25 protein-coding genes and 1 tRNA gene are annotated in these 24,212 nt (G+C 76.4%); 16 read left to right on the forward strand and 10 right to left on the reverse strand.

From position 1 onward, the window contains the following. Positions 1–120: 120 nt before the first annotated feature. The 5 genes from DQ238_RS21900 to DQ238_RS21920 all read left to right on the forward strand — a co-directional run bounded on the left by DQ238_RS21900 (position 121) and on the right by DQ238_RS21920 (position 8,115). Positions 121–1,311 carry an ABC transporter permease gene (locus tag DQ238_RS21900; RefSeq protein WP_113783366.1) on the forward strand — a complete coding sequence of 397 codons (1,191 nt, stop codon included), beginning with the start codon at positions 121–123 and terminating at the stop codon, positions 1,309–1,311. 258 nt (positions 1,312–1,569) lie between these two features. Next, positions 1,570–2,427, forward strand: a complete 858-nt coding sequence (locus DQ238_RS21905) for a lipopolysaccharide assembly protein LapB (RefSeq protein ID WP_113783367.1) — start codon at positions 1,570–1,572, stop codon at positions 2,425–2,427. Between the two features lie 300 nt (positions 2,428–2,727). Further along, positions 2,728–4,752 (forward strand): fibronectin type III domain-containing protein, encoded by a 2,025-nt coding sequence (locus DQ238_RS21910; RefSeq protein ID WP_147263180.1) that lies wholly within the window; start codon positions 2,728–2,730, stop codon positions 4,750–4,752. Positions 4,753–4,868: 116 nt separating this feature from the next. Further along, positions 4,869–7,682, forward strand: a complete 2,814-nt coding sequence (gene ppc / locus DQ238_RS21915) for a phosphoenolpyruvate carboxylase (protein WP_113783369.1) — start codon at positions 4,869–4,871, stop codon at positions 7,680–7,682. Next, positions 7,675–8,115: a hypothetical protein gene (locus DQ238_RS21920; RefSeq protein ID WP_113783370.1), complete on the forward strand. Its 441-nt coding sequence runs from the start codon at positions 7,675–7,677 to the stop codon at positions 8,113–8,115. The genes ppc and DQ238_RS21920 overlap by 8 nt, the downstream gene beginning before the upstream one ends. Positions 8,116–8,164: 49 nt before the next feature. On the opposite strand, the gene DQ238_RS21925 is transcribed toward DQ238_RS21920, so the two are convergent. Further along, complete coding sequence (locus DQ238_RS21925; protein WP_233496197.1) at positions 8,165–9,583, reverse strand: FAD-dependent oxidoreductase; 1,419 nt, start codon at positions 9,581–9,583, stop codon at positions 8,165–8,167. A 75-nt stretch (positions 9,584–9,658) separates the two neighbouring features. On the opposite strand from DQ238_RS21925, the gene DQ238_RS21930 reads away from it, so the two are divergent. Continuing rightward, positions 9,659–9,967 (forward strand): putative quinol monooxygenase, encoded by a 309-nt coding sequence (locus DQ238_RS21930; protein ID WP_113783372.1) that lies wholly within the window; start codon positions 9,659–9,661, stop codon positions 9,965–9,967. Positions 9,968–9,971: 4 nt separating this feature from the next. On the opposite strand, the gene DQ238_RS21935 is transcribed toward DQ238_RS21930, so the two are convergent. From DQ238_RS21935 to DQ238_RS21950, 4 genes are all read right to left on the reverse strand, one after another. Next, on the reverse strand, positions 9,972–10,790 hold the full coding sequence (locus tag DQ238_RS21935) for an Fpg/Nei family DNA glycosylase (RefSeq protein WP_113783373.1): 819 nt from the start codon (positions 10,788–10,790) through the stop codon (positions 9,972–9,974). After that, positions 10,783–12,150, reverse strand: coding sequence for a deoxyribodipyrimidine photo-lyase (locus DQ238_RS21940; protein ID WP_113783374.1), 1,368 nt, complete (start codon positions 12,148–12,150; stop codon positions 10,783–10,785). Before DQ238_RS21940 ends, DQ238_RS21935 begins: the two co-directional genes overlap by 8 nt. Positions 12,151–12,206: 56 nt before the next feature. Then, positions 12,207–12,527, reverse strand: coding sequence for a GNAT family N-acetyltransferase (locus DQ238_RS21945; RefSeq protein ID WP_113783375.1), 321 nt, complete (start codon positions 12,525–12,527; stop codon positions 12,207–12,209). Between the two features lie 507 nt (positions 12,528–13,034). Further along, positions 13,035–13,655, reverse strand: coding sequence for a hypothetical protein (locus tag DQ238_RS21950; RefSeq protein WP_113783376.1), 621 nt, complete (start codon positions 13,653–13,655; stop codon positions 13,035–13,037). A gap of 772 nt (positions 13,656–14,427) precedes the next feature. Between DQ238_RS21950 and DQ238_RS21965 the strand changes: the two genes are divergently transcribed. Next, positions 14,428–15,300, forward strand: coding sequence for a DNA-3-methyladenine glycosylase (locus DQ238_RS21965; RefSeq protein ID WP_113783378.1), 873 nt, complete (start codon positions 14,428–14,430; stop codon positions 15,298–15,300). Between the two features lie 49 nt (positions 15,301–15,349). On the opposite strand, the gene DQ238_RS21970 is transcribed toward DQ238_RS21965, so the two are convergent. Next, positions 15,350–15,422 (reverse strand) — tRNA-Arg (locus tag DQ238_RS21970). A 94-nt stretch (positions 15,423–15,516) separates the two neighbouring features. On the opposite strand from DQ238_RS21970, the gene DQ238_RS21975 reads away from it, so the two are divergent. The 7 genes from DQ238_RS21975 (at position 15,517) to proS (ending at position 20,566) form a co-directional block, all read left to right on the forward strand. After that, positions 15,517–15,879 carry a hypothetical protein gene (locus DQ238_RS21975; RefSeq protein WP_113783379.1) on the forward strand — a complete coding sequence of 121 codons (363 nt, stop codon included), beginning with the start codon at positions 15,517–15,519 and terminating at the stop codon, positions 15,877–15,879. A 98-nt stretch (positions 15,880–15,977) separates the two neighbouring features. Continuing rightward, positions 15,978–16,364, forward strand: coding sequence for a DUF2695 domain-containing protein (locus DQ238_RS21980; protein WP_113783380.1), 387 nt, complete (start codon positions 15,978–15,980; stop codon positions 16,362–16,364). Between the two features lie 19 nt (positions 16,365–16,383). Continuing rightward, on the forward strand, positions 16,384–16,830 hold the full coding sequence (locus DQ238_RS21985; protein WP_113783381.1) for an SRPBCC family protein: 447 nt from the start codon (positions 16,384–16,386) through the stop codon (positions 16,828–16,830). A 39-nt stretch (positions 16,831–16,869) separates the two neighbouring features. After that, positions 16,870–17,739, forward strand: coding sequence for an NAD-dependent protein deacetylase (locus tag DQ238_RS21990; protein WP_113783382.1), 870 nt, complete (start codon positions 16,870–16,872; stop codon positions 17,737–17,739). Between the two features lie 145 nt (positions 17,740–17,884). Next, entirely contained in the window at positions 17,885–18,142 is a 258-nt protein-coding gene (locus tag DQ238_RS21995) for a hypothetical protein (protein WP_233496199.1), read from the forward strand. A gap of 53 nt (positions 18,143–18,195) precedes the next feature. Continuing rightward, positions 18,196–19,116: an MSMEG_6728 family protein gene (locus DQ238_RS22000; protein WP_113783384.1), complete on the forward strand. Its 921-nt coding sequence runs from the start codon at positions 18,196–18,198 to the stop codon at positions 19,114–19,116. Positions 19,117–19,153: 37 nt separating this feature from the next. Further along, entirely contained in the window at positions 19,154–20,566 is a 1,413-nt protein-coding gene (proS, locus tag DQ238_RS22005; protein ID WP_113783385.1) for a proline--tRNA ligase, read from the forward strand. A gap of 47 nt (positions 20,567–20,613) precedes the next feature. Here the strand turns inward: proS and DQ238_RS22010 are convergent, their stop codons facing one another. Then, positions 20,614–21,030, reverse strand: a complete 417-nt coding sequence (locus DQ238_RS22010) for a PaaI family thioesterase (RefSeq protein WP_199506511.1) — start codon at positions 21,028–21,030, stop codon at positions 20,614–20,616. After that, positions 21,027–21,386 carry a VOC family protein gene (locus DQ238_RS22015; RefSeq protein ID WP_113783386.1) on the reverse strand — a complete coding sequence of 120 codons (360 nt, stop codon included), beginning with the start codon at positions 21,384–21,386 and terminating at the stop codon, positions 21,027–21,029. The genes DQ238_RS22010 and DQ238_RS22015 overlap by 4 nt, the downstream gene beginning before the upstream one ends. 91 nt (positions 21,387–21,477) lie before the next feature. Here DQ238_RS22015 and DQ238_RS22020 point away from each other — a divergent pair, with 91 nt between their 5' ends. Further along, complete coding sequence (locus tag DQ238_RS22020; RefSeq protein WP_233496200.1) at positions 21,478–22,182, forward strand: YbaK/EbsC family protein; 705 nt, start codon at positions 21,478–21,480, stop codon at positions 22,180–22,182. Between the two features lie 140 nt (positions 22,183–22,322). On the opposite strand, the gene cpaB is transcribed toward DQ238_RS22020, so the two are convergent. Continuing rightward, positions 22,323–22,937: a Flp pilus assembly protein CpaB gene (cpaB, locus tag DQ238_RS22025; protein WP_113783388.1), complete on the reverse strand. Its 615-nt coding sequence runs from the start codon at positions 22,935–22,937 to the stop codon at positions 22,323–22,325. 87 nt (positions 22,938–23,024) lie between these two features. Further along, positions 23,025–23,375 (reverse strand): FmdB family zinc ribbon protein, encoded by a 351-nt coding sequence (locus tag DQ238_RS22030; RefSeq protein WP_113783389.1) that lies wholly within the window; start codon positions 23,373–23,375, stop codon positions 23,025–23,027. Positions 23,376–23,732: 357 nt separating this feature from the next. On the opposite strand from DQ238_RS22030, the gene DQ238_RS22035 reads away from it, so the two are divergent. After that, complete coding sequence (locus DQ238_RS22035) at positions 23,733–24,086, forward strand: VOC family protein (protein WP_113783390.1); 354 nt, start codon at positions 23,733–23,735, stop codon at positions 24,084–24,086. Positions 24,087–24,212: the final 126 nt, after the last annotated feature.

A 24,212-nucleotide genomic window follows, 5' to 3' on the forward strand; every position in this document is an offset into this window, starting at 1 on the left:
CCCGTCTCGCAGATCTCACGCTGGACATCAACGGTGTCGAGCGAGCAGGGCGATGACGAGGCGGCACCTCGGGCGCATCACCGACCCAACCAAGATCGGTGACGGATGGATGGTGCACCAGTGAGCGCGCCCGAGCCGCGCGCCCCGGGTTCCGCCGCCCTGGTCCGGCTGGTCGCCGGGCGCGAGGTCTCCAGCCGCGTCCGGGACAGGAACTTCATCGTCAGCTCGGTCGTCATCCTCGTCCTGCTGCTGGGCGTGATGGCCTTCCAGGTGGCCGTCGGCTCCGGTGCCGACCAGGCGCGGCTGGGCATCGTGGGCGACGCGAGCCGGCTCGGGACCGCCGTCGAGGCGCAGGGCGAGGCGGTCGGCGTCGACGTCGAGGTCGTGCAGTACGCCGACGAGGCCGCCGCCCGCGCCGCGGTCGAGGACGGGGACGTCGACGGCGCGCTCGTCGACGGCACCGGCCCGGCGCCGCAGCTGCTGGTGGGCGACCGGGACCCGACGCTGGAGGCGGTCGTCGGCAGCGCCGTCAACGGGGTCGCCGTCTCCGACCGGCTGCTGGAGGCCGGCGCCGACCTGCAGTCGCTGCCCGAGGTCACGGTCACCCCGCTCGGCGACGCGGCCGACGACGGGCAGCGGGTGGTCGTGGCGGTCATCGGCGTCGCCGTCCTCTACGGCCTGCTCATCCTCTTCGCCCAGTTCGTCGCCCAGGGCGTGGTCGAGGAGAAGGCCAGCCGGGTGGTGGAGCTGCTGCTGGCCACCATGCGCCCGTGGCAGCTGCTCGCCGGCAAGATCATCGGGCTCGGCCTGCTGGGGCTCGGGCAGATCGTCGTCATCGGCGTGGTGGGGGTCGGCGCCGCGCTCGCGCTCGACGTGGTGAGCGTGCCCGGGGAGCTGGTCAGCACCGTGCTCACCGTGGTCGCGTGGTTCGTCCTCGGCTACGCCTTCTACGCCTCGGTGTTCGCGGTCGCCGCGTCGCTGGTCAGCCGGCAGGAGGACCTCGGCAGCGTGCTCACCCCCACCACGCTGCTGCTCGTCGCCGGGTTCGTCGTGGCCATCCAGGCCGCCGGCGACCCGGGCAGCACGCTGGCCACGGTGACCTCCTACGTGCCGGGCCTCTCGCCGCTGGTGATGCCGGTGCGGCAGGCGGCGGGCGAGGCCGCGGGGTGGGAGGTGGCGCTGGCCGTCGTCCTCATGCTCGCGACGATCGCGCTGGTGGTCCGGCTGGGCGGGCGGGTCTACGCCGGTGCGCTGCTGCGGACCGGCGGGCGCACCCGCATCCGGGAGGCGCTGCGCGCCGAGCGCGCCTGAAGAAGGACCCCCTGGCCCCCGCCACTCGCGAGCTCGCGCCCGGCTCCCTCCTGGGCACCGCCGGCCCCGTCCCGGGTCCCGCCCCGAGCCTGCGAGGGGTGGGGAGGACGGGGTCCTTCTACGAGGGGTGGGAGGAGGGGGTCCTTCCACCTGCAGGGGGCCGGCGGGACCCTGGACGGGGTCGCCGGCCTCCCCACTGGGGTGAGGGGCCACGGACGGGGGACGACGCCGCCATCGGCGTCCGGTGATCATCACCGCATGCGGGAGGACCTCGACGGGCGCCTCCGGCGGCTGCGCGCCTGCCGGGACGCCGACGCCGTCATCGAGCTGGGCTGCGACCTGGCCGATGCCGGGCGCGAGCGGGACGCCGAGCGCTGCTTCCGCCGCGCGGCCGAGCTCGGTGCGGCCCTCGGCTGGTTCAACCTGGGCAACGTCCTCGCCGCCCGCGGCCGGGTCGAGGAGGCGGTCGACGCCTACGAGCGGGCGCTGACCGGCGGGGAGCTCGACGCCTGGCTCGACCTCGGGATCGTGCTCGAGCGGCTCGGCGACCTGGCCGGGGCCGTGCGCGCCTACCGCGGCGTCGGGTCGGCGGGGGACACCGAGGGCGCGCTGCAGCTGGCCTTCCTGCTGCGCGAGCAGGGCGAGCCCGAGCAGGCGCTCACGGTGGCCGCCGAGCTGGCCGCCGCCGGGGACGACGTCGCGGCCGCCGTGGTCGCCTGCTGGCGGTGGGACGCGACGGGCGACCCGGCGCTGGAGCCCGCCCTGCGCGCCGGCGTCGACCGCTTCCCCGGGGCTCGGGTGGGGCTGGCCGACCTGCTGCGCACGACCGGCCGGACCGCGGAGGCGCGGTTCGTGCTCGAGCGCGGCGCGAAGCGGGGGGAGGCCCAGGCCTGGCTGCCGCTGGGCAACTTCTACACCGAGGTGCTGGGCGACGAGGAGGCGGCCGAGGAGGCCTACCGGGCGGGGATCGCCGCCGGCGACACCCGCTGCCACCACGACCTGGCCGTGCTGCTGGCCGACCGCGGCGACCTGGACGGGGCGGTGGAGCACCTGCGGCTCGGCGCGGCCGACGGTGACGAGCTCGCCGCGCGGGCGCTGCGCGAACTCGGCGGCTGAGCTCGTCGCGGGGCGCCCTGTGCCGGCTCTCTCCGTGGATTGCCGGCGCGGTAGGGCCGGCGATCCACGGAGGGAGCCGGCAGTCCGCCCGTGAACACGGGGGCCAGGCCGCGGCCCGCGGTGGACCGATGCCGGCGGGTCGGTCACCCCGGGCCGGGCGGTGAACGGCCGGCCGGTCCACGACCCCGTCGTGGTCACCTGCTCCCCGGTACCCAAGAGCTGCCCGGGACTTGGGCAGGAGTTGTGGTCGTGTCCGGTCGAGCGGCCCACTTCTCGCCAGCTAGACAGGAGGTGCGGCGGATGCGGCACGCGCATCCGGGCCGGATGGAGGGGACGAACAGCGACATGTACGGGCAGACGACGAGGCGGGTGTCCCGCGTGCTCGCCGGCGGGGTGGCGGGCGCCGCCCTCGGGCTGGGCGCGCTGGTCACCGTGCCGGGGACGGCCGCAGCCGCGCCCGGCGCGTTCGAGCAGTGGACGCCGGACGACGGCGACGTGGTCTACACCGTCCCGTTCGACGTCTGCGCCATCCGGTGGACGGTGGTCGGCGGCCGCGGCGGCGGTGCCGACGACGGCGACGGCGGCTTCGTCCGCAGCGGCTACGCCGGCGGGGTGGTGGCCAGCACGGCGGTGGCCGGGGGCCAGCAGTTCTTCGTGCAGGCCGGGGCGCGCGGGGAGGACCGACAGGACGGCGTCGCGTCCTCCGGCGGTCGCAGTGGCGAGCAGCTCTCGGGCGGGGACGCGCCCTCGGGCGGCGCCGGCGGTGGCGGGGCCTCCATCGTCCGCGACGGCGGCAGCGTCTCCGCCGCTCCACTGCTGGTCGGAGCCGGCAGCGGTGGCGCCGGCTACAGCGGGAGCGAAGGGGGCGACGGCGGCGAAGCCGGTGGCACCGCCACGGACATCACCATCGGTCCCGCCTCCGCCACGGGTGGCGAGGGCGGGACCAGCGCCGCCCCCGGCGCCGGCGGCACCGCGACCACCGCTGCGTTCTTCACCCACGCGGGCAACGGCGAGGCCGCCACGGGGATGGTCGGCGGGATCGCGGCCACCGACGCAGGCGGTGGTGGCGGCGGCTACCAGGGTGGCGGCGGCGGCGCTTCCAACCGGCACGACACCGGTTCCTTCCGGGGTACCGGCGGCGGCGGCGGTGCCAACTACGTGGCCCCCGCGCTGACGGCGTCCTTCAACGGCACCCCCGAGTACCCCCACGACTACGGCACGGTCGTCGCCGAGCCGACCACCTGCACCGCCCCGCCCGTCCCGGCGCTGGACTCGGTCACCCGGGCCGGTGAGGACTCGGTCGTGCTGGCCATCTCGCCCGGCCCCGACAACGGGGTGGGCGCCAGCGGCTACGAGTACAGCACCGACGGCGGCCGGACGTGGACGGCGCTGACGGTCACCGGCAGCGGCTCCTCGCTCGCGGGGACGGTGACCGGACCCGTCCCGGGCCAGCCCCTCACCTTCGTCGTCCGGGCGGTCGCCGGCGTCGAGCACAGCGCGGCGAGCAACTCCCGGGACCTGACCGTGCCCGCCCCGAACGCGCCGGGTGCCCCCCGCGGTGTCACCGCGACGGCCGAGCGGGCCCAGGTCGAGGTGAGCTGGCAGGCACCGTCCTCCGGTGCGGCGGTCGACCACTACGTGGTCACCCTCTCGCCGGGGGGGCAGACCTGCACCACGACCGGGCTCACCTGCCTGTTCGGCGCGACGGCCGGCACCGCCTACACGGCCACCGTCGTCGCGGTGTCCGGCGACGACGTCACCGGGCCCGAGGCGCACAGCGGCCGGACCGCCACCGCGGCGTCCCCGGTCGTGCCGGTCGAGGCGCCGACGACGGACCTGACCCTGACCACCGACGAGGGCCTGATCACGACGGCCGCTCCGGGTCAGGAGATCACCGTCATCGGCACCGGCTTCCTGCCGTTCTCGACCGCGACGATCGTCATCTACTCCGACCCGATCGTGCTGGGCACCGTCGTCACCGACGCCGACGGGGACTTCAGCAAGCCGGTGACCGTCCCGACCGACCTGGCGCCCGGGCAGCACTCGCTCGTCGCCTCCGGGATCGCCCCCGACGGCACCGAGCGGTTCCTGCGCATGGACGTGACCGTGGCCGCGGACGGCGTGGCCACGGTGGGCACGGCCGCGGACGGCACGGCCACGGTGGGCACGGCCACGGTGGCCGCCGCGAGCACGCCCGGCACCGGCGGCACGCTGGCCTTCACCGGCGCCGAGCCGATGGTCCCGGCCCTGCTGGGTGCCGGCGCCCTCGTCGGCGGTGGTGTGCTGCTGCTCCTGGGCCGGCGCCGCCGGACCGCGCAGGACTGACCCGGACACCCGCGGCCCCGGCGGCCCACCCTCTCGGGGGCGGCCGCCGGGGCCGTCGGCGTCCCCACCCCGCGCCACGACACGCCTTCGTCACACGGACGACCCATACTCGCCGCGTGTCAGAAGCCACCGTCGACGTCGCCGATCTGCGGTCCTCCGGGGCGAGCGAGGAGGACGCCACCGACGCCCCGCTGCGCGAGGACATCCGGCTGCTGGGCCGGGTCCTCGGCGAGGTGATCGGCGAGCAGACCGGGGACGACGTCCTCGACCTCGTGGAGTCCACCCGCGTGGCGGCGTTCCGGGTGCGCCGCTCGGAGGTCGACCGCGCCGAGCTGGCCGAGCGCCTCGCCGGCCTCGACGTCCGCTCGGCCAACCACGTCATCCGCGCGTTCAGCCACTTCTCGCTGCTGGCCAACCTCGCCGAGGACCTCCACCACGAGCGGCGGCGCCGCTTCCACCGGCGGGAGGGCTCGCCGCCGCAGAGGGGCAGCCTGGCCGCCACCCTCCGGCTGCTCGACGCCGCCCACCTCGACCCCGACGTCGTCGCCCGCGAGCTCACCGGCGCCCTGGTCTGCCCGGTGGTCACCGCGCACCCCACCGAGGTGCGGCGCCGGACCGTCCTGCGCGTGCAGCGGGAGATCACCGAGCTGGTCCGCGGCCGCGACCGCTCCGTCCCCGACGAGGCGCAGGACCCCGAGTGGTCGGCCGCGCTGTACCGGGCGGTGCTCACCCTCTGGCAGACGGCGCTGCTGCGGCTGTCGCGGCTGCGGCTGGCCGACGAGATCGACGAGGCGCTGCGCTACTACGAGCTGTCCCTGTTCGAGGTGGTCCCGGCGATCAACGCCGAGCTGCGCCGCGCGGTGCGGGAGCTGTGGCCGTCGGCCCGGCTGCTGCGCACGCCCATGCTGCTGCCCGGCTCCTGGATCGGCGGGGACCGCGACGGCAACCCGTTCGTCACCGCCGACGCCGTCCGCCTGGCCAGCAGCCGGCAGGCCGAGACGGCGCTGGCCCGCCACCTCGATGAGCTGCTGGCGCTGGCCGACGAGCTGTCGATGTCCGACCGGCTGATCACCCCGACGCCGCAGCTGCGGCACCTGGCCGAGGCCTCCCGCGACGACTCGCCGTTCCGCGCCGACGAGCCCTACCGGCGCGCCCTGCACGGCGTCCACGCCCGGCTGGCCGCCACCGCGCAGCGGGTGCTCGGGTCCGTGCCGGGGCAGCCGCCGCACGCCGAGCTCGAGCCCTACGCCGACCCCGACGAGCTGCTGGCCGACCTCGCCACGATCGACGCCTCGCTGCGCACGCACGGGGCGGGCGCGCTGGCCGACGACCGGCTGGCCCGGCTCCGGGAGAGCGTGGAGGACTTCGGCTTCCACCTGTGCGGCCTGGACATGCGGCAGAACGCGGGCGTCCACGAGGAGGTGCTCGCCGAGCTGCTGGCCTGGGCCGGGGTCTGCCCCGACTACGCCGCGCTGGACGAGGAGGAGCGGGTGGCCCTGCTGGTCGGCGAGCTGCGCATGCGTCGCCCGCTGGTCCGGCCGGACGCGCAGCTGTCCGACCTGGCCCGCGGCGAGCTCGACCTGCTGGTCGCGGCCGCCGAGCAGGTCGGCGAGCTCGGCCCGCGGGCGGTCCCCAACTACGTCATCAGCATGTGCGAGTCGGTCAGCGACGTCCTCGAGGTCGCCGTCCTGCTCAAGGAGGTCGGCCTGCTCGACCCCGACGGCGACGACGGCCCCACCTGCCCGGTCGGCATCTCCCCGCTGTTCGAGACCATCGACGACCTGCAGCGCGCCGCGGACACGATGACCGCCGTCCTCGAGCAGCCGCTGTACCGGGCGCTGCTGGCCGACCGCGGCGACGTGCAGGAGGTCATGCTCGGCTACTCCGACAGCAACAAGGACGGCGGCTACCTCGCCGCCAACTGGGCGCTGTACCGGGCCGAGCTGGCGCTGGTCGAGGTCGCCCGGGCGCACGGCGTGCGGCTGCGGCTGTTCCACGGCCGCGGCGGCACCGTCGGCCGCGGCGGCGGCCCCAGCTACGACGCGATCCGGGCGCAGCCGCCCGGCGCGGTCGCGGGCGCGCTGCGGATCACCGAGCAGGGCGAGGTCATCGCCGCCAAGTACGCCGAGCCCGACCGTGCGCGGCGCAACCTGGAGGCGATGGTCGCCGCCACGCTGGAGGCCAGCCTGCTCGACGTCGAGGGGCTGGGGGACGACGCCGAGTCGGTCTACGCGCTCCTCGACGACCTGGCCGGTCGCGCCCAGCGGGCCTACCGGGCGCTGGTGCACGAGACGCCGGGCTTCGTGGACTGGTTCCGCGCGGCCACCCCGATCGGCGAGCTGGCCGAGCTCAACATCGGCAGCCGGCCGCCGTCGCGCAAGGCCGGGAACTCGATCGGCGACCTGCGGGCGATCCCGTGGGTGTTCAGCTGGTCGCAGGCGCGCATCATGCTGCCCGGCTGGTACGGCACCGGCACCGCGCTGGAGTCGTGGGTGGACGGCGACCCCGCGCGGCTGGCCCAGCTGCGGGAGCTGCACCGCCGCTGGCCCTGGTTGCGCACGATGCTGTCCAACATGGGGATGGTGCTGGCCAAGACCGACCTCGACCTGGCCGCCCGCTACGCCGGGCTGGTGCCCGACGAGGCGCTGCGGCACCGGGTGTTCGACCAGATCACCGCCGAGCACGAGCGCAGCTGCCGGATGCTGCTGGCGGTCACCGGGGACGACCGGCTGCTGGCCGACAACCCGTCCCTGGCCCGGTCGATCCGCAACCGGTTCCCCTACCTGGAGCCGCTGCACCACCTGCAGGTGGAGATGCTGCACCGGCGCCGCAGCGTCGATCACGGGGAGGGCCCCGACGACGAGCTGGTCCGCCGCAACATCCAGCTGACCATCAACGGCATCGCCACGGCCCTGCGCAACAGTGGCTGAGGCCGCCGCGGCCGGGCGGGCGGTGCGCTCCGCCGCCGGCGTGCTCGGGCTGCCGCCGGCCGCGCTGGCGCCCGCGCTGACCGACCCGATGCTGCGGCTGCTGGTCGGCGAGGGGTGCGCGGCACTGCTGCGGCGGCAGTGGCGCGACGACGGCACGGCCGAGGCGGTCGTCGTCCATCGGCGGGGTCTCGGCGCCGGCTCCCCGGCCGTGCTGGCCACCGCCGCCGGGTGGGGCTGCGACGTGGTCCGCGAGGGCGACGACGTCCGGCACGACGTCGCCGGCGGGCTGGTGGTGCTGGCCGCCGCCGGCGGGGTCGCGCTGACCCCGGACGGCGAGCCGCTGCAGTTGCTGCCGGACACCGCGCGGCTCGTCCGGTTCGTCGCCGCCGGCACCGCCGAGACCGCCCGGGAGCTGCTGCGCGCGCTGGCCTGAGGTCGGACCGCCCGGCCGATCACCGCCGTGTGGGACCGGCGACGCGGACTCACCGCTCGGCGGTCACCCGTGCGGCGGCCTCGCGCACCGCGGCCAGCAGCGCGTCCCACTCGTGCAGCGTCGTCCGCGCCCGGCCGCGGGTGGCACCCAGCGCCACCTCGGCGGCGTCGATGGCCCGCCAGTCCTCGAGCAGCACCGGGTCCGCGCCGTGGGCGCGCAGCCCGGAGACCAGGTCGTCGACGCCGCCCCCGCCCGGGCGGACGACGCCGGCCGCGACGTCCGCGAGCAGCGCGGCCACCGTCTCGCGGGCGTCGTGCTTGTTGGTGCCCACGACGCCGGTGGGCCCCCGCTTGATCCAGCCGGCGACGTACTCGCCCGGCGCCGGCCGGCCCTCGCGCAGCACCCGGCCGAGCTCGTTGGGCACCGTGCCGCTGCGCTCGTCCAGCGGGAGCTGGGGCAGCCCGCTGCCGCGGTAGCCGACCGAGCGCACGACCAGGTCGGCCGGGAGCACGCTGGTCTCTCCGGTGCCCGAGGCGCGGCCGTGGGCGTCGACGACGGTGCGCTCGACCTCCACGCCGGTCACCCGGTCCTCGCCGAGCAGCCGCACCGGGCGGGTGAAGAAGCGCAGCCGCAGGGGGATGCGGCCCGGCTGCGGCGCGTGCTGCGCCCACTCCCGCAGGACAGCGAGGTTGCGGCTCACCACGCGGTCGGCGGCGGCGCGCTCCTCGGCGGCGGCGTCCAGCTCCAGGTCGGCTGGGTCGACCAGCACGGTCGCCCCGGCCAGCTCGTCGAGCTCGCGCAGCTCCTGGGTGGTGAAGGTGGCCTGCGCCGGGCCGCGCCGGCCCAGGACCGCGACCTCCTCGACCGGGGCGGCGGCCAGCACGTCGAGCACGTGCTGCGGCATGTCGGTGGGCTCGAGCTCGGCGGCGGTGCGGGCCAGCACGCGGGCCACGTCCAGCGCCACGTTGCCCACGCCGACGACCACGACCGACCGCGCCCGGGCGAGCGCCGCCTCGACCAGGGACCGGTCGGCGTCGGGGTGGCCGGTGTACCAGGCGACCAGCTCGGTCGCGGCCAGGCTGCCGGGCAGCTCCTCCCCGGGGATGGCCAGCTGCCGGTCCAGCGCCGCGCCGTAGGTGTAGATCACGGCGTCGACCGCCTCGTGCAGGTCGGAGCAGGAGAGGTCCCGGCCGACCTCGACGTTGCCCACGAACCGCACCGACGGGTGGTCCAGCGCCCGGTGCAGGGTGTCGCGGATGGCCCGCATCTTCGGGTGGTCGGGGGCGATGCCGTGCCGCACCAGGCCGAACGGGGTGGGCAGCCGGTCGACCAGGTCGACGGCGACCGGCACGTCGTCCTGACGGGTCAGCGCCTCGGCGGCGTAGATGCCGGCCGGGCCGGCGCCGACGACGGCAACCCGCAGCGGCGGGGCGGAGGGCGGGGGAGCGGGGTCCTCGTCGACCGACACGACAGGCATCCTCACGCGCCGGGGTGGGCAAACACCAGGCCTCGCGCACCGTTCCCCTCGATCAGGAGGCATCCCGTGTCCGTCGTCGTCGTCGCCACGATCACCCCGCAGCCCGAGCACGCCGACGCCGTCCGGGAGGCGCTCGTCAGCGCCATCCCCGCGGTCCACGACGAACCGGGCTGCGAGCTGTACGCCCTGCACGAGGCCGACGGCGCGCTGGTGGTGATCGAGCGCTGGGCGAGTCCCGAGGCGCTGCAGGAGCACATGCAGGCCCAGGCGTTCGCCGAACTGGGCCGGCAGCTGGAGGGCAGGATGACCGGCCCGGCGGAGATCCGCGTGCTCACCGCGGTGCCGGCTGGGGACTCGGCCAAGGGCGCCCTGTAGGACCTCACGCGCTCTGGCAGACCGGGCACCAGTAGACGTTGCGCCCGGCCATCACCTCGGTGCGGACGGCGGTGCCGCAGATCCGGCAGGGCAGCCCGGTCCGGCGGTAGACGTAGTGCGCGTCCTCCCGGCGGACGGCGCCGCCCCGGCGGGTGCGGTGCTCCGGCCGGGTGGTGACGATGCGGCCCATGCGGACGCCGGCGCGCATGAGCACGACCAGGTCGCGCCACATCCGGTCCCACAGCTCGGCGTCGACCTCCCGGCCGGGGCGGAACGGCGAGACGCCGTGCCGGAAGAGGATCTCGGCGCGGTAGACGTTGCCGACACCGGCCAGCACCGACTGGTCCATGAGCAGCGCGCCGATCGCGGTGCGGCTGCCGGCGATCCGGCGGTGGGCGAGCGTGCCGTCGCTGCGCGGCCGCAGCGGGTCGGGGCCGAGGCGGGCCACCAGGCGCTCGACCTCCGGCGTGGTGAGCACCTCGCAGGCGGTCGGGCCGCGCAGGTCGGTCCAGACGCCGAGGCCGTCCGGGCCGCCGGGGCCATCGCCCTCCCAGCGCATCCGCACCGCGCCGCGCGGGGGCGGCGGCGTGCCGGTGCCCGAGGTGTAGCTGCCGTAGAGGCCCAGGTGCACGTGCAGGGTGTCCGCGCCGAAGCAGGCGAACAGGTGCTTGCCCCAGGAGGTCACCTCGTCGAGCACCCGCCCGTCGAGCAGCGCCGCGCCGGCGGCGAAGCGGCCCTGCGGGCTGGTCACGTGCACCGGGCGCCCGGCGAAGGCCAGCGACTGGTCGCGGGCCAGCCGGTAGAGCGTGTGGCCCTCAGGCACGGTCGCGGACCCGTTCGTAGCGCTCCAGGGCCACCCGGCGCTCCTCGGCGTGGTCGACGACCGGCTCGGGGTAGCCCGCCGGGACGCCGTCCGGCGCCAGCCAGGGCTCGTGCACGAAGCGCGCCGGGACCTCGCGCAGCTCGGGCACCCAGCGGCGCACGTACGCGCCATCCGGGTCGAACTCCCTGCCCTGGCGGGTGGGGTTGAAGACGCGGTAGTACGGGGAGGCGTCGGTGCCGGTGCCGGCGACCCACTGCCAGCCGTGGTTGTTGCTGGCCAGGTCGCCGTCGACGAGGTGCTGCAGGAAGTACCGGGCGCCGCGGCGCCAGTCGATGTGCAGGTCCTTGACCAGGAACGAGGCCACGACCATCCGCACCCGGTTGTGCACGTAGGCCTCACCGAGCAGCTGGCGCATGCCGGCGTCCACGATCGGGTAGCCGGTGCGACCCTCCGCCCAGGCGGCGAAGCGCTCGTCGGCGTCCGGCCCGGTGTCGTAGGTCATCGCCCGCATCCGCGCGTCCAGCGGCTCGCGGGCCGACTCCGGCCGGTGCCAGAGGACGTCGGCGTAGAACTCCCGCCAGGCCAGCTCGTTGACGTAGCCCGCCGCGGACCCGCCCTCGACCTCGGCCAGGTCGGCCAGCAGCGTGCGCGGGTGCAGGCAGCCGTACTTCAGGTAGGCCGACAGCCGGCTCGTGCCGTCGGTACCCGGGCTGTTGCGGGCGTCCCGGTAGCCGGTCAGCCGCTCGTCCCGGAAGCGCTGCCACGCGGCGCGGGCGGGGGCCTCACCGGCCGGGGGCAGCCGGACGCCGTCCAGGTCCGGGGCCGGAGGTGGGTCCGCCGAGCCGACGCCGGTGCACCAGGGCACCGACCGCGGCCGCGGCGCGGGAGCGCGCCAGCCGTGCGCCCGCCAGGCCCGGGCGAACGGGGAGAAGACGCGGAACGGCGTGCCGTCCTCCTTCAGGACGCGGCCCGGGGTCACCGCGTAGGGCGACCCGGTGCGCACGAACGGCACCTCGCCGAGCGCCCGCTCGACGGCGGCGTCGCGCTGCCGGCCGTACGGGCCGGCGTCGCCCGAGACGTGCACGCTGGTCGCCCCGACCTCGCGCGCGAGCTCCGGCACGACGCGGGCGGGGTCCCCCGAGCGCAGCACCAGCGCACCGTCGACCGCCGCGCCGAGGTCGGCGAGGCAGTCGAGGAGGAACTGCCGGCGGGGCGCGCCGGAGGGCTCCCACAGCCGGGGGTCGAAGACGAACAGCGGCAGGACGGCGCCGTCGGGGCCGGCCGCGTCGACGGCGGCGAGCACCGCCGCGTGGTCGGCCAGCCGGAGGTCGCGGCGGAACCAGAGCAGCGCGGTCGGCACCCGCGCCAGGGTAGGCAGCCGGGCGCCGACCCGCAGGCCAGCGGTCGGGCCGCGGGTCAGGCGCGAGCGGTCGCCAGCCCGAAGTGCGGCCGGTCGGCCTCGGCGACGAGGTCGAGCTCCTCGGGGTGGCGCTGGATGTAGTGGCGGATGAAGGAGCAGTAGGGGAGCACGTGCAGGCCGCGCTCGCGGGCGGCGGCGAGCACCCCGGCGATCAGGGCCGAGCCGATGCCCCGACCGCCGACGGAGGGGTCGACCTCGGTGTGCGGGAGGGCCATCGTGCCGTTCTCGACGTGGTAGCTGGCCAGGCCGACGACCCGGTCGCCGAGCCGCACCTCGAAGCGCCCCCGGTCGGGGACGTCGACCACGGTGGTCTCCATGCTGGGGTACCCCCTCCGCTCGCCCCGCGTCGTTGCCGGGGCTCGACATGCGTTCAGAGACGGTAACGCCTCGGAGCCCCGGTGGGTTTCACCTCGCCGGGTGATCACGACCTGTCGGCCGCGGCGTCGCCGGTCGGCCGGACCGGGTGCCGGGGAACCGCAGCCGGCGCACCGCCGCGCCGTCCGGGCCGGTCGAGCGCGGGTGATCGCCTCGTGCCAGGTCGGTGGCGAGGGCCTTGACGACGACGGAACGGCAGCGGACCGTTTGGGTGGCCCGTCACCAGACAGCGCGCGGCCGGGGGGTGGGCGGCCACCCTCCCCCCGGCCCCTGGATCGAACGCCTGCCAGGAGGCGAACGACCCGTGATGACCTTGCCCGTTCCTGTTCCCCGCGTCGTGCACGACCCGCCCGACACGCGCACCTCGGTGCTGGTGGGGTTCCCGAGGACGGCCCGGCCGTGAGCGAGCCGGACGACGCCCGGCGTCCGACGGTGGTCGTGTCGGCCCGCTACACCCGGCTCCGACGACGCATGACGGCGACGGCGGCGGCGGCCCTGCTCGCGTGCGGGGCGATCACCTGGGCCCTCGTCCACGATGGCGACGGCGGCGGGGGGCAACGGCCAGCCGCGGCCACGGCCAGCGCCGACCCGACGGAGTCGACCGGCCCCGGCGGCGGTCCACCGGGGGCCGTCGGCGGCTCCGCGCACGCGGTCGAGGCGGCGGCTCCGTCGCCCAGTGCGTCCGCGACGGCCGGGTCGTCGCTGCCGGGGTCGCCATCGCCCTCGTCGCCCTCGTCGGCCGCCCCGTCGTCGGCCGCCCCGGTGGCTCCGAGGTCCCCGTCGGTGCCCGCGCCGGCTCCACCGACCTCGACGACGGCGGCTGTCTCCGCAACGCCGAGCTCGTCCTCGGCGGTGGTCGGGTCGTCGCCGGCAGACACGTCGTCGTCCTCGGCGGTGGCCGGGTCGTCGGCAGCGGGCTCGTCGTCGTCCTCGGTGGTGGCCGAAGCGTCGGGGTCCGCCGTCGCTCCGGTTCCCGCGACGACCCCCGAGCCACCGGTGGTCGTCCCTGCCCCGACGCCGGAGACGTCGGGGCCGACGGCAGGGAGGACGCCGCCGCCCGTGACGATCACCCCGCCCGTCGTGACGATCCCGGTCCCGGAACTCGTCCCCGTACCGGTGCCGGTCCCCGAGCCGGTCCTGCCGACCCCGCAGCCCCTGCCGACCGCGACCGACCCCGGAGGGGTCGACCAGCCCCAGTGGCCCGGCGGATCGTCCGACCACGAGGACCACGCCCCGACGGGGAGGGGCCGGTAGGCTCCCGTCGCCGGACGTCCCGTCCCCGGCCGCCCAGCGCTCAGGCGCCCGTCCGGGATGCCCTGCCGGTCAGGGACGGGGGTTGATCCGCGTCCATCCTCGCTCGTCCCGGCGGGCGCCGAGGGCTGCCCGGCAGCGGCGGCACACGGCCCGGACGGCGTCCGCGTGCCGGCCCGACTCCGGCTGCACGTCCTCCCAGCCGACGTGGGGGACCGGGCCAGCCGGGACCTGCTCAGCGACAGCCCGCAGACCGTCTCGTTGCGCCCGCGCTCCCACGCGTGGACCTCACCGGCGGGGTAGCGGATGCCGTCGTCGGGGTCGGTCCACCGGTCGGCGGCCGCGACCGCCGCGTTGCGTACACCCATGGGTGCACCGGTACGCGCGCACCGCGCCCCATCGGCCGGTGCCCTCGGCAGCACCGTGGATGTCGGTGTCCTGACACGAGAGGGTGAGCCCATGGCCGTCACCGGACCGGACTCCATCGCCCCGCGGGTCCGCGACCTCGACCGCGCGGCTGCGTTCCACGGGGCCCGCCCGGGGCTGCGCCGTGACCAGCTGTGACCGGGCTCGACTCGAGGAGGAGCAGCGGTGAGGCGGCACGAGGTCAGCGTGGAGGTGCTCGGCCCGTGGTCGCTGGCGACCAGCCGGGCGTTCTGGGAGGGCTTCGCCCCCGCCGCGCTCCCGGCCCGGGACGACGACCAGCGGCTGTCCACGGTCTTCCGGGTCGAGGCGGACTGGTCCAGCGCCGAGGCGACCGTGACCCAGCACGGCGCCACCGCCCAGATCACGGTCGCGGGCGACGGCGACCTGGGCTCCGCCGTCACCCAGGTCGGCCGCTTCCTCAGCCTGGACGTCGACGCCCGGGGCTGGCCCGACGTCGCCGATCGCGACCCGGTCCTCGCCGACGCCCGAGCCCGGCTGCCCGGCCTGCGGCCCTGCGGGTTCCACTCCCCCTACGAGGCCGCCGCCTGGGCGGTGCTCTCCCAGCGCCTGCGCATCGTCCAGGCCGCGCGGCTGCGCGACGACCTCATCGCCCGCCACGGGGAGCACGGCGCCTTCCCCTCTCCCCGTGTGCTGCGCCGGTCGGACCTCGACCTGCCCGGCCGCAAGACCGAGTACCTGCACGCCGTCGCCGATGCCGCCCTCGACGGGCGCCTCGACGGCGCGACCCTGCGCTCGCTCGACCCCGAGCAGGCTGTGCAGACGGTCCAGGAGGTCAAGGGCCTCGGCCCGTTCGCCGCCGAGCTCGTCGTCGTCCGCGGCGCCAACGCCCCCGACGCGCTGCCCCGGCACGAGCGTCGCCTCGAGGCCGAGATCACCGAACGCTACGACCCCGACCCCACCCTCGCCGAGGTCTCCGAGGCCTGGCGGCCCTTCCGCACCTGGGCCGCCTTCCACCTGCGCGTCCTCCGCGAGGAGCGCACCCGGGAGATCGGCGGCCGCTCGCCCACGGTCGCCTGACCGGCCCGCTCCGTCCGTCCTCCGGCGCGCTGATCAGCAGGTGCGCCAGTGCCCCCGGCAGGATTCGAACCTGCGACACACGGTTTAGGAAACCGATGCTCTATCCCCTGAGCTACGGGGGCTCGTCGGCGCGGGCCGACCGGGGCGTACCCGACGAGGTTAGCTGGCCGCGTCCGGCTCCCTCCCACGGCGCTCCCGGCTGGCTACCGTCGGCCCATGGTGGTCGCGCTGACCGAGCTGGTGCTCTTCGTCCTGCTCGCCGGCCTGCTGCTGTATGCCCTGGGCACGTGGTCGACGCGCACCGGCCCTCGACGACTCCCCGCCCGCCGCCGCGCGGAGCTGGCCACCGCGGTGGCGCAGGCCCGTTGGGCACCGGCGCACGACGAGGTCGACGGCGTCACCCGCGTGCTCCTGCGGCGCTGCTACACCGGGCTCGACGGACTGCTCGTGGTCCTCGAGGAGCGGGTCTACACCACCTTCCCGGCGTCCGACCCCGCCTGGGAGGCCCGCTTCACCGAGGCGATGTCCGGGGCCCGCTTCCGCTGCACCTACCTCAACGCGGAGGAGTCGCAGGCGTAGCCCGCCGTCCTGTGGACGGCGCCGGCCGCTGTGGACGGCGCTCCCGAGACCGTCGGCCGTCCCCGTGAGCCTGGCCTCCCACCGACCGAGGAGGCCCCGTGGAGATCAGGACACCCGCCGAGCTCGAGGAGCACCTGACGGCGCTCGCCACGGAGCTCACCGCCCCGGCGCCGGCCGAGTGCGTGCTCTGCTACGTCGAGCGCGTGCTCGCCGCGTTCGGCTGCGACTGCACGCTGCGCTGGGCGCGTCGCTGGCGCGACCTGCGCCTGCCGCGGGCGACCGGCCTGGAGCGCCGGCTGGAGGCCCGCGGCGGCTGCGACTGCGAGGTGTTCCTGGGCGGCTGGATGCTGCGCGACGAGCTCCAGGTCCCCGACGAGGACGGCGAGCCGGCCTGGCCGGCCGAGCGTCCGCCCTGCGCCGGGGTCGGGCCGCGGTCCTCCCAGCCGTGCGGCAACTGGCAGACCTGGCGGCGGGAGCGATGGTGACGGCGGCAGGATGGAGCGCATGGGACAGGTCGTCGCCACTGCCGAACACCTCGTGCGGGCGCCGGCGGACCGGGTGCGGTCCGCCCTCGCCGACTACACCGGGGTCCGTCGCCGGGTGCTGCCCGAGCAGTTCAGCGACTACCGGGTCGAGGCCGGCGGCCAGGGCGCGGGCACCCGCGTCGCCTGGCGGTTCGCCGCCACCGCCAGGCGGGTGCGCGACCAGCTCGTCGCGGTCACCCAGCCCGACGCCGACACCCTGGTGGAGACCGACACCCGCTCCTCGATGGTGACCACCTGGACGGTGCACCCGGCCGACGCCGGGCTCACCACCGTCCGGGTGCGCACCACCTGGAACGGCGCCGGCGGCGTGGGCGGGTTCTTCGAGCGCACCTTCGCGCCCCGGGGCCTGCGCCGGGTGTACGAGGACCTGCTGGGCCGGCTGGACCGGGAACTCGCGACCGCCTGAGCGGCGGCGTGGGCAGCGCTCGCGGGGCACCATGGCCGGGTGACCGCAGCAGTACCCGCGGCCGTCGACCCGGCCACCGCCGACCCGGCGGACGTCGCCGCGCTCGCCGAGCTGGTCGGCGACGGCGACGTCGTCGTCCTCTCCGGCGCCGGCCTGTCCACCGACTCCGGCATCCCCGACTACCGCGGTGCCACCGGGGCGCTGCGCCGGCACACGCCGATGACGTACCAGACGTTCCTCCGCGACCCCCGCGGCCGGCACCGCTACTGGGCGCGCAGCTTCGTCGGGTGGCGGCGGATCCGCGCGGCGCGGCCCAACGACGGGCACCGCGCCGTCGCCGACCTGCAGGCGGCCGGCGTGGTGACCGGGGTGATCACGCAGAACGTCGACGGGCTGCACCAGGCCGCCGGCGCGCGCGACGTCGTCGAGCTGCACGGCGGTCTGGACCGCACGGTCTGCCTGGCCTGCGGCGACGTCGCCGACCGCGGCGAGCTCGACCGGCGGCTGCGGGCGGTCAACCCGCACTTCGGGCCGCACGTCGACGAGGTCAACCCGGACGGGGACGCCGAGCTGCCCGACGAGGTCCTCGACGGGTTCGTCATGGTCGACTGCCTGGCGTGCGGGTGCGGTCCGCTCAAGCCCGACGTCGTCTTCTTCGGCGAGACGGTGCCGCGGGACCGGGTCGACATCAGCTTCGCCCTGGTCGAGGACGCCGGCGCCCTGCTCGTGCTCGGCTCGTCGTTGACGGTGATGAGCGGCTACCGGTTCGTGCTGCGGGCGGAGAAGCTGGGCATCCCGGTCGGGCTGGTCAACCTGGGTCCGACGCGGGGGGACGCGAAGGTCGACGTCCGGATCGACGCCCCGCTCGGGACGGTGCTGCCCGAGCTGGTCCGCCGACTGGCCGCGTGAGGCGCGAGCGAAAGGACCTCCCTGCCCCCCAGCGCTCGCGAGCTCGCGCCGGGCCCTGCAGGGAGGCCATCTGACCGACGACGGCCGCTGGCTGGTCGTCGACGGCCGACGCTGGCGGGCGACCGACCCGGCGCTGCCCGAGCAGGTGAGGGCGCGGCTGCTGCACCACCTCGGGGTGGCGCGCTCCGCCGTCCGGGCTGCCGGCCGCAGCGGGGACGACGCGGCCGTGGCCGCCGCACGCGCCCGCGTGCGGCTGGCGAAGACGGGTCTGGGGGAGCGGAGGCCGGCCTGGTGGGACCAGGACGACGCCGCCCGACGCGCACGGTGGGAGACGGCCCTCGCCGAACTCGACGCGCAGGACCCGGCGCCGGGGTGGTCGGCGCAGGAGGGTCCCGGCGGCTGAGCGGGTGGGGGTCGGTCGCGCGGGGAGCGGGGCCCTCGGCGAGGATCGGGCCGGTGCAGACCTTCCTCCCCGTCGCCGACTTCGAGGAAAGCGCCCGGTTGCTGGACTCGCCCCGCCTGGGCAAGCAGCGGGTCGAGACCCTGCAGGTGCTGCGGGCCCTGGAGCTGCCCGACTACGGCTGGGCCTCGCACCCGGTCGTGCGGATGTGGCGGGGGCGGACGCCGGCCCTGGTGGCCTACGGCCTGGCCGTGGTCCGGGTGTGGCGCGAGCGCGGCTTCGCCGACACCACGCACACCCTGATCGCCGAGTTCGCCCCGGACGTCGTCGGGACCGGCCAAGACGAGCTGGCCCGGGCCGGCCTGCTGCCCTCGTGGGTGGGTGACGAGGAGCTGCACCGGTCGCACCGGTCGAACCTGCTGGCCAAGGAGCCGGACTTCTACCGACCGCGGTTCACGCCCGTCTTCGGCCCGGAGCCCGACGACCTGCCCTACGTGTGGCCCGAGCCGGACGACGTCGCGCCGCCGCCCCCGCCGGAGGGGGTGCGGGTGTGGGTGGTGCGCCCCCGCGCGCACAGCGAGCTGGGCGCCTGCCTCGCCGCCGGCGTCGTCGGGCTGGGCACCCAGTCCGGCATCGACGTCGACGCCACCGGGCTGTCCCCGGCCGAGCTGCGGGCGCTGGCCAAGGAGCTCTCCGGCCGGCGCCCGGCCAAGGACCTGCGCCAGCTGTCGGCCTTCCTCGACGAGGTGCGTCCCGGGGACCGGGTCGGGCTGCCCATCGAGCACGGTGCGGGGCTGCTGCTCGGCGAGGTCGTGGGGGAGTACCTCTTCCAGGGACGGGAGCTGCTGCCGCACCGGCGTCCGGCCCGCTGGGACCGCGTGGTGCCCCGGTCGGCGGCCCTGCCCCCGGCCACGCTGCAGGACCCCCGCGCCTTCTTCCCGGTGACCCTCGACCCCGCACAGGTGCCCGGCAACTGAGCGGCGCTCGGCCGGCCGGCTGTGCCAGGGTGCCGGCGTGGCCCGACCTACCGTGCTGACGAGCCAGTCCACCGACTTCCCGCGGTGGTACCAGGACGTCGTCGCCAAGGCCGAGCTGGCCGAGAACGGTCCCGTCCGCGGGACGATGGTCATCCGCCCCTACGGGTTCGCGATCTGGGAGCGGGTGCAGGCCGAGGTCGACGGGCGGATCAAGGCCGCCGGCGCGCGCAACGCCTACTTCCCGCTGCTCATCCCCGAGCCGTACCTGCGGCGCGAGGCCGAGCACGTGGAGGGCTTCAGCCCCGAGCTGGCGGTGGTCACGCACGCCGGCGGCAGGGAGCTGGAGGTCCCCGCGGTCGTCCGGCCCACGAGCGAGACCGTCATCGGCGAGTACATGGGCAGGTGGGTGCAGAGCCACCGCGACCTGCCGCTGCTGCTCAACCAGTGGGCCAACGTCGTCCGGTGGGAGCTGCGGCCCCGGGTGTTCCTCCGCACCACCGAGTTCCTCTGGCAGGAGGGCCACACCGCGCACGCCACCGAGGCAGAGGCCGCCGACTACGCCCGGCGGATCCTGCGGGACGTCTACGCCGACGTCATGACCGAGGTGCTCGCCGTCCCGGTCGTCCCGGGGCGCAAGACCCGCAGGGAGCGCTTCGCCGGCGCGGTGAACACGCTGACCTGCGAGGCGATGATGTGCGACGGCAAGGCCCTGCAGATGGGGACCAGCCACGAGCTCGGGCAGAACTTCGCCCGGGCCTTCGACATCGACTTCCTCGCGGCCGACGGCGAACGCCGGTACGCGTGGACGACGTCGTGGGGGTCCTCCACCCGCCTGGTCGGCGGCCTGGTCATGAGCCACGGCGACGACGCGGGCCTGCGCCTGCCACCACGCCTCGCGCCGGTGCAGGTGGTGGTCGTGGAGGCCCGCGCGGGGGAGGGCGTGGACCGGGCCGCCCGGACGCTCGTCGCGCAGCTGCGGGCCCACGGGGTGCGGACCGAGCTGGACGACCGGGCCGACGTGCCGTTCGGGCGGCGCGCGGTCGACTGGGAGCTCAAGGGCGTGCCGGTACGCGTCGACCTCGGGCCGCGGGACCTGGCCGGGGGCCGGGCCACCGTGGTCCGCCGCATCCCCGGCGAGAGCGCGCCGGTCGGCCTGACCGACGTCGGAGCCGAGGTGGCCCGCGCTCTGCACGAGGACCAGGACCGGCTGCTCGCCGAGGCCCGCGTCCGGCTCGCCGACCGCACCGCGGACGTGGGTACGGCCGACGAGGCCCTGGTCGCCGCGCGGGACGGCTGGGCGCGGCTGCCGTGGGCGCGGCTGGGACCCGAGGGCGAGGCCCGGCTGGCCGAGCAGGGCGTGACCGTGCGCTGCCTGGTCGGGCCGGACGGCGGCCTGCCCGGCAGCGACGACGAGCCGGGGGCGTTGGCCGTCGTCGGCCGGGCCTACTGAGCCGCCGCCGGCCGCGCCCGGTGCGCTCGCCGGGGTCGACGGTGCGGTCAGGCGCCGGGCAGCGGCACGTTCTGCAGCCGCACCTGGCCGCGGGCGACGAGCTTGCCGTCGGCCCGGGTCAGCAGCACCTGCCACAGCTGCTGGCTCCGGCCCTGCTGCACCGGCTCGGCGACGACGTCGAGCCGGCCCTCGGTCGTGCTGCGGATGAAGTCGGTGTTGTTGTTGACGCCGACGGCGAACTGCCCGGCCCCGGCCACCGCCGCGCTGGCCCCGATGCTGGCCGCCGACTCGACGACGGTGCAGTACAGGCCGCCGTGCACCACGCCCCAGGGGGTGTGCTGGTCGGGCCCGACCTCGACCGAGCCGGTCACCCGGGTGCCGCTGACCTCGCCGACCTCGAACCCCGCCGCGGCGACGAACCGGCTGGCGGCGGACAGGCCCACCGCCGGCAGCTCGGCGCTCACGCGTCCCACACCAGGCAGAAGGGGTGCCCCACCGGGTCGGCGTAGACGCGGAAGTCACCGCCGCCCCCGGACAGCTTGCGCGCCCCCAGCGCGAGCACCCGCGGCTCGGCCTCCTCGACGTCGGCCACCCGGATGTCGAGGTGGAACTGCTGCGGTCGGTCGGGGTCGGGCCACTCCGGCGGCTGCAGGTCCGGGGCCTGCTGGAAGGCCAGCCGGTAGCCCTGGCCGGTGACGACCACCCAGTCGTCACCTGGCGAGCCCTTGCTGACCTCCATCCCCAGCAGGTCGGCGTAGAAGGTGGCGAGCGCGTGGGCGTCGGGCGCGTCGAGGACGACGGAGTGCAGCTGGCCGATCATGGCCCCATCCTCGCGGGCTGGGCTCCGGGCCGACCAGCCGAGGACCAGCCAGGCGCCGCAGCGATCCGGCCACCGGGGCAGGATCGGGCTCGTGGCCTCCTCTCCCTCCACCGCTCCGCGGCTCGGCACGCTCACCTGGACCTCCGCCGCCGAGCGGCCCGAGCTGCTCGCCGCCCCGGTGGCCGCGGCCCTGGGCGGCCTGGCCGGACCGGCCTGGGTCGCCGAGATCGACGCCGACCTCGCCGACACCGCCGCATTCACCGAGGCCTACGGGGTGCCGCCGGAGCTCTCGGCCAACTGCGTGGTCGTCGCCGCCCGCCGCGCCGGGCAGACGGTGCTGGCCGCCTGCGTCGTGCCGGCGACCACCCGCGCCGACGTCAACGGCCTGGTGCGCCGTCACCTGGGGGCCCGCAAGGCCTCCTTCGCGCCGCAGGACGTCGCCGTCGCCGAGAGCGGCATGGCCTACGGCGGGATCACTCCGCTCGGGCTGCCGCCGTCCTGGCCGGTGCTCGTCGACCCGGCCGTCGCCGCGGCCGAGCTGGTCGTCGTCGGGTCCGGGACCCGGGGCAGCAAGCTCGCGGTCCCCGGCGCGGCGCTGGCCGCGCTGCCGGCCGCGGAGGTCCTCGAGGGGCTGGGCCGGCCGCTCGCCGAACCCCCGCGCCCCGCCCCGACCGCCACCCCCGCCGAGCGCGCACCCGACGACCGCGACGTCGGCTGGGGGGAGCGCGCCGAGGACGTCCGCGGCGACGACCGCCGCTACCTGGAGGACCGTCCCCCGCACTGGGGCAGCGACTGACTCACCGCCGTTCGGGCAGCGTCGCCGTCCCCGGGCCGGACGGGTCCTCGCCACGGGCACGCCGCTCCACAGGAAGTCCTGGAAGCCCTCGTGCACGGGCACATGCGGCCACACGCGGCGCCGGCCGGACCGCGACCCGCTCACGACGGCGGGGGCAGGCTGAGCGTCAGGGTCGCGGTCGTGGCCGCGGCGGCCAGCTGCGCGGCGGTGCCGGCGTCCACCGCGAGCAGCAGCAGGCCGTCGTCGGCGTCGTCGGGACCCGGCGCGGCGAGGACGAGCGCGCCCGCGGCCACCACCTCCGCCCGCCCGGCCCCCGGCGGCGTGGCCAGGACGTCGACCCGGTCGCCGGGGCGCACGAGCGCGCTGACCGCGAGGTCGGCCGGCCGGACCGGCGCGGCCACCTGCCCGTCGCGCAGCTGCGCGGTCAGCCCGGCACCGACCAGCCCGGCGTCGGTGACCGGTTCCCCGGCACGGACGCCGCCGGCCAGCACCTGACCCGCGAGCGCGGCGGGGTCGGCGGCCACGCCACCCGGGCGCAGCCCCGGCGGATAGCGGGCCACGGTCAGGTCACCCGCGGTGAGGACGGCGCCCGGCGGGAGGTCGGCGGCGGCGACGACCACCGGCACGGTCTCCGGCGCACGGGCCGGCGCGGGGTCGGGGCGCAGCGCCAGGAGCAGTGCGGCGGCGGCGAGGAGGGCGGCGAAGACCTGCCGCGCGGTGTGCAGCGGCCGGCGCGGACGGCGGAGGCGGACCATGCGTCCACGCTGGCGGTCCGGGGGCGCCGGCGGGGCGGCTCCGCACGGGTTGTGGAGAGAGCGGGCGCCTGTGGAACCCGCCGCGGGTCAGCCGGCGGCCGCGGCGCTGCCGGAGGACGAGCTGCCCGAGGACGAGTTCCCGGCCGACGACCCGCCGGACGACGAGCCGCCGGAGGAGCTGCTGGTGGAGGCGGCCGGCGCGGCGTCCTTCTTCCCCCCGTCGGAGGAGCCGCTCGACGACTCCTTCGGCGCGGCGGACCGGCTGTCGGTGCGGTAGAAGCCCGAGCCCTTGAACACCACGCCCACCGACCCGTAGACCTTGCGCACCGGGCTGCCGCACTCGAGGCACTCGCTCACCGGGGCGTCGGTGAAGGACTGCACCACCTCGAACTCGTGCTTGCCGGCGGGGTTGGTGCAGGCGTACTGGTACGTGGGCACGGTCGGGGTACTCCTCGTCACGACGGGCCGGGTTGGCACTCTCGCCCGGCGACTGCCAATGATGCGCGCCCGTGCGGCGTCCGTCCACGTGCGCTGTCGGCGAGCGTCACCGCTGCGGCGGAGATGAGCGCCACCGCTGCCGGTCCGGCAATGCGCCTCGTGGAACCGGTCGGCGACGGCCTCCTGGGTGAGCCGAGCTCCTCGTCGAAGGCGACGCCGCTCGGTGAGGCGCACAGCACCACGAAGGCTGTCGTCAGCGACTGGTACGAAGGCTGGGTGAGGGCTGGGCCCGGCGCGTGGACAGGCCCGCGCCTGCGGGCGACATCACGCGCATCCCCGTTCCGGCAGGAGGACCGCATGCGCGCCACACGCATCATCGCCGACCTCCGGGTGGCGGACGTCGAGGCGGCGAAGAGCTTCTACACCGACTACCTGGGCCTCCGCACCGAGGAGTTCAACATGGGCTGGGTGGCCCGCTACACCTCTCCGGACACCGGTGCGAACGTCCAACTCGTGACGCGCGACGCCGCGGCACCCGAGGACCCGGTCATCTCCGTGCACACGGAGGACGTGGACGGTGCCTACGCAGAAGCGCAGGAACTCGGCTACGAGATCGTGCACCCGCTGACCACGGAGCCGTGGGGTGTGCGCCGGTTCTTCGTCCGGGCGCCGGACGGCACGGTGATCAACATCGTGCGCCACCGCGACTGAGCCTCGATCCACCGTCGATCTTGGTCGGCTCCGTCGGCTCGTGATTCGATCTTGATGGCTTGATCTGGGCGCGGGTGAGCGGCCGGTCTGTCCGGCTCTTCCACTGTTGGTCTCCGGTCGTGCCCG

Source organism: Geodermatophilus sp. TF02-6 (assembly GCF_003319115.1).
GTDB lineage: Bacteria > Actinomycetota > Actinomycetes > Mycobacteriales > Geodermatophilaceae > Geodermatophilus.